Raw genomic sequence first — 4525 nt, forward strand, 5'->3', positions numbered from 1 at the left:
CCTAAATCCGTGAGTTAGGAGTTGCGCGAAGTGAGCAAGTCGTTGGAATGGCAGGATAATGGCCCATCCAATGAGGATAGAACGTGCGACCCGGCGGGTGCAGCACGGGAAGGTTGAAGTTCCGGCGGCGGAGGCGGTGATCGCCGACACGTTCGCCGGCCGGGTTCACGTGGAATGGGATGAGGCGGCGGCGGTGACGCCGCTGGGTCAGTTGCCGTTTTTCGTGGAGTTTTTGAAGCAGGCGGGTCTGTTCGACGCGTGGGTTGCGGGCAGCCCGTTGCGGTTCACGAGTCCGAATGCGCCGGCCAAGCGCGACGTGCTGGGCACGGCGCTGCTGGGTGTGCTGGCTGGGTGCTGGCGTTACGCGCATCTGACAGCGCTGCGAGGCGATGTGGTGAATCCGCAGCTCCTGGGGATGCGCGGTGTGGTGAGCGAGGATGCGGTGCGTCGCGGCCTGAAGTCGATCGGGCGGTCGGCTGGCGAGGAGTGGATGTGCGAGCATCTGCTGCATTGCGTGCGGCCGCTGCTGGGCGAGCCGTGGATCCTGGATGTCGATACGACGGTGAAGCCGCTGTACGGTCATCAGGAAGGGGCGGAGGTTGGCTACAATCCGCACAAGCCGGGGCGTCCGTCGCACAGCCTGCATACCTACGTGATGGCCAACCTGCGTCTTGTGCTGGACGTCGAGGTTCGCGGCGGCAAGCAGCACGCCTCGCGGCATTCGCAAGACGGGTTGTGGCGTCTTCTGAAGGCCCTGCCACGATCGATGTGGCCGCGCCTGGTGCGGGGCGACAACAACTGGGGCAGCGATCTGGTGATGCGGCGCTGCGAGGAGGAGGGCTTGGCGTATCTGCTGCGGCTGCGGCTGACGGCGAACGTCAAGCGGGCGCTGGATCGGGCGATGTCGGAGCTGGGCTGGGCGCAGGCGGGACAAGGCTGGCAGGGCAAGGAGGCGTGGCTCAAGCTGGACGGCTGGGGCCGCGCCCGGCGGGTGATCCTGCTGCGCCGGCGGCTGAAGGGAGCGGTGTCGGCGGCTCGCAACGAGCGCGGGCAGCTGGCGCTGGGGTTCGCCAATGTCGAGACCGACGGGCCGGTGTGGGAGCATGGCGCCCTGGTGACCTCGCTGAGCGAGGAGATTCTGAGCTTCGGCCAGCTCTACCGCGATCGTGCCGACTGCGAGAACGTCTACGACGAGATGAAGAACCAATGGGGCTGGGGTGGCTTCACGACGCAGGATCTGGCGCGCTGCCAGCTGATGGCCCGCATCGTGGCGCTCGCCTATAACTGGTGGACCCTGTTCGCCCGTCTGGCCGAGCCCGATCGGCATCGCGAGGCGATCACCGCCCGGCCGCTGATGATGCATGCCATCGCCCGCCGCACCGAGCATGCCGGTCGCACTACCCTCACCATCACCAGCACGCACGGCGACTACAACCAGGTGAAGCGCGCCTATCGACGCATCGCTCGCTTCTTCGCCGACCTGCGGTCAACTGCGGAGCAGTTGACGCCGCTGCAGCGGCTCTACCGCATTCTCAGCGAGGCGATGCGCCATTTCCTCAACGGCCGGCTCCTCCGCGCGCCCCCTGCCATACAGGCCGGGTGACACGAACCAGTGGAAAATCTGCCCAACGCCTCCGTCCTCGACGCAGGTGCAACTCCCGTTTTTAGGATGACCCCTCCGTCCGCGAAGACGCCGACACCTCCCCAGCAAAGCTTAGCGAAGCTGGGGAGGAGGAAGATTCTCAATCCCACGCCGCGTCGATGATGCGGCCGTCTTCCGACAGCACCAGGGTCAGGCGGTTGGGATCGAGGACATAGCTCGCAATGCCGTCGGTCGGCTTGATGATGCGCAGCGTGTAGGGCAGGTCGGCCTCGCGCACCGAGTTGTCGGCCGTGGCGCCGGCCGGCGGGTTGGCGCCCTTGGCGATGAAGTACTTGCCCTTGCACTTGGCGCAATCCTCCTTGGGCGCCGGAGTCTCGGCGTAGCCGGGCAGGGTCTTGAGCGCGACCACGTTGTTGCCGGCGCGCACGCGCACGCCCTTGTAGGGATGGCCAGCCTCGACCGGCAGGAGAGCCTCGACCGGCATGAACGGGCCGAGCGGCGCGGCGCCGCCCGGGGCGCTGGCTTGGAATACGAGGTCGAGCACGCCGTCGAGCGGCTGACCCTGGGTGATCGGCAGCAGGTGCGGCTGGCCCCAGCCGCCCGACGTCACCAGGCCGCGCGCCCGAATGATGTCGAGGCCGCCGGCCCGGTCGGAGCGCAGCACCTCCACGCTGGTCACGACGATCACCGGTGCCGAGGGGCCGCTTCCCGGCGGGGCGCCGGAGGGCGGGCTGGCGTAGCCCAGCGGCGGGCCGCCCTGCTGGCCCGGCGGCGGACCGGATTGCTGCGGCTGCTGGCTCGAGGCGGGAACGCCGAGCAGGGTGGCGGCCAGGAGGCTCGCGACGGACAGGAATTTCGATCGGGTCATGACATCCTCGACGACGGTGCGGCGGCCTCGTTGGCCGTTGGGGAATTCGTTGGCACGGCCTGGCGGGCATCGTGTGCCAGCCAATCCTCCTCGAGACGATCGTAGGCCTCGAGGATCAGGTCGGTCGGCACCATCTGCGTCAGCGTGCAGAACGACGTCGCGGTGCCGGTGAACGAGCCGTTCTCGAACAGCTTGTTGACCGGCGCGCCGGCGCCGCAGATGGCGAAATACTCGCAGCTCGCCTGGCAGGCACGCACGCCGACTTGAATGTCGCGATAGAGCGCCGAGCGCACGCAGGCCTCGTGGATCTCGGCCAGCGAGTCGACGTTGATGTTGCCCAGCAGGAAGTCGCCGTATTTCTCGTTCTTCATGCCGAGCAGCTCGGGCGAGAAGCTCGACACGTTGCCGTAGCTGTCGACATTGATCATGGCGAGCGGCTCGGTCTGGATGTTGCGCGCGGGCTCGCCGTCCGGGCGGAAGATGCGCGGCAGGGTGTGGTCGATCTCGCGCACGAATTGGACCTTGCCGCTGGCCCGCGCACGATGCCAGAAGCGACGCAGGAACGCCGCGAACCGGGTGCGCAGATCGGGGCCTTCGCCGCCGGCGGTGAACAGGTCGGAGACGTAGTCGCCCTCCGACTCCTCGACATTGAAGCAGACCTTGTCGATGCCTTCGCTGATGTAGAAATCGAGCAGCTCGTCGGGCTTCGCGATGGTCTCGTTCGATACCACCGACAGCACGTGGAACGGCACGCCGTTGGCCTGCAGGCAGTGAATGCCAGCCAGCGTCTTGTCGAAAGTGCCCTTGCCGCTGCGCGTCTTGCGCCTGGCATCGTGCACCTCGCGCGGGCCGTCGATGCTGACGCCGATGCCGACATCGCACGCGAGGAAGAACTCGCACCAGGCGTCGTTGATCAGGGTCGCATTGGTCTGGAAGGAATGCTTGACCTGGATCGTCGGTGGCCGCAGGCGCTCGATCGTGGCGAAAGCCTCGCGATAGAACGAGATCGGTGCGGCGAGCGGCTCGCCGGCGTGCCAGAGCACGATCATCTGCCTATCGCACCAGCCCGAGCCGAACACCTCGCTGAACAGCCGGGTGACGGTCGTTTGCTCCATGACGTGCTTGTTGGCGCGGTCGGGCAGGTAGCAATAGGTGCAGTCGATGTTGCAGAAGCCGGTCGGCTGCACCACGACCATGCTGATCTGGGGCATGTCGACCTGGGGCATGCCGATCTTTGGCCTGCTGAATTGAGGCCGATCGGGCACGCCCGCCGGCGGCTTCGCGACAGACGGCGCTTCGGTCACGTGCCTACCAGTTGTGCCAGCCGTTGTGCCAATTGCCCCAGCCGCCATTGTGCCAGCCGTTGCCCCAGCCGCCGTTGTGCCAGCCGCCGTTGCCCCAGCCGCCATTGTGCCAGCCGCCGTTGCCCCAGCCGCCGTGCCAGCCATGCCAGCCCCATCCGCCATGCCAGCCGTTGCCCCACCAGGCGAGCTGGGTCTCGGGATCGATGGCGACGAAGGGCTTGCCGTCGCGGCCATATTGCTCGAGGGCGTCGGACACGGAACCGCGAATGGTCTCCAGGCGCTTGGCCACGTCGCCCTGCTTGCGAGCCTTGGGCTCGCCGGAGGACAGCGCCGCAGCGGCATCGACCGAGGCCAGGCTGACCGACATGCCGAGCGCTCCGGCGGGAAGCAACGCAGCCAGGTAGCGGGTCGAACGACGATCATGAGCCATGCAATTCCCTCCCGACGAGAGTACGTTACCTGCACCTGCGAGACGCTCGCAAACAAAAAGAGCGCATTCCCGGAGGAGTGACCGATGTCCGACGTGCAGGCGTTACACTTCGACGACGATGGCGAGACTCCGAACAATTCGCGACTGCCCTTGCTGCTTTATCGCGGCGCCGTGAACGTTGCCGGCGAGCGCGATCCGGCCGTGCCGTTCGAGCGCGCCTTCGCCCGGAACGGCTGGCCCGACGGCTGGCGCAACGGCATCTATCCCTTCGTGCACTTCCACACCACCGCGCACGAGGTGCTGGGCATCGCGCGCGGCCG

The 4525-nt window shown here is 67.1% G+C and carries 4 protein-coding genes and 1 pseudogene; 2 read left to right on the top strand and 3 right to left on the bottom strand.

From position 1 onward, the window contains the following. The first annotated feature begins 70 nt into the window (after window positions 1-70). On the top strand, window positions 71-1603 hold the full coding sequence (locus AB7O82_RS03995; RefSeq protein WP_428618684.1) for a transposase: 1533 nt from the start codon (window positions 71-73) through the stop codon (window positions 1601-1603). A gap of 139 nt (window positions 1604-1742) precedes the next feature. Here AB7O82_RS03995 and AB7O82_RS04000 read toward each other — a convergent pair whose 3' ends face one another. The 3 genes from AB7O82_RS04000 to grrA form a co-directional block, all read right to left on the bottom strand. Continuing rightward, window positions 1743-2471, bottom strand: a complete 729-nt coding sequence (locus tag AB7O82_RS04000) for a hypothetical protein (protein WP_428537895.1) — start codon at window positions 2469-2471, stop codon at window positions 1743-1745. Further along, entirely contained in the window at window positions 2468-3697 is a 1230-nt protein-coding gene (grrM, locus tag AB7O82_RS04005) for a cyclophane-forming radical SAM/SPASM peptide maturase GrrM/OscB (protein WP_428618686.1), read from the bottom strand. Before grrM ends, AB7O82_RS04000 begins: the two co-directional genes overlap by 4 nt. An 82-nt stretch (window positions 3698-3779) precedes the next feature. Then, the gene (gene grrA / locus AB7O82_RS04010; protein ID WP_428537889.1) at window positions 3780-4205 is read right to left on the bottom strand and encodes a GrrA/OscA1 family cyclophane-containing rSAM-modified RiPP; all 426 of its coding nucleotides are present in this window, start codon (window positions 4203-4205) and stop codon (window positions 3780-3782) included. Window positions 4206-4289: 84 nt separating this feature from the next. Here grrA and AB7O82_RS04015 point away from each other — a divergent pair. After that, window positions 4290-4525 (top strand): annotated as a pseudogene (locus AB7O82_RS04015) (cupin); the annotation flags it as partial.

The sequence above is a fragment of the Reyranella sp. genome (genome assembly GCF_050185545.1).
Lineage (GTDB): Bacteria > Pseudomonadota > Alphaproteobacteria > Reyranellales > Reyranellaceae > Reyranella.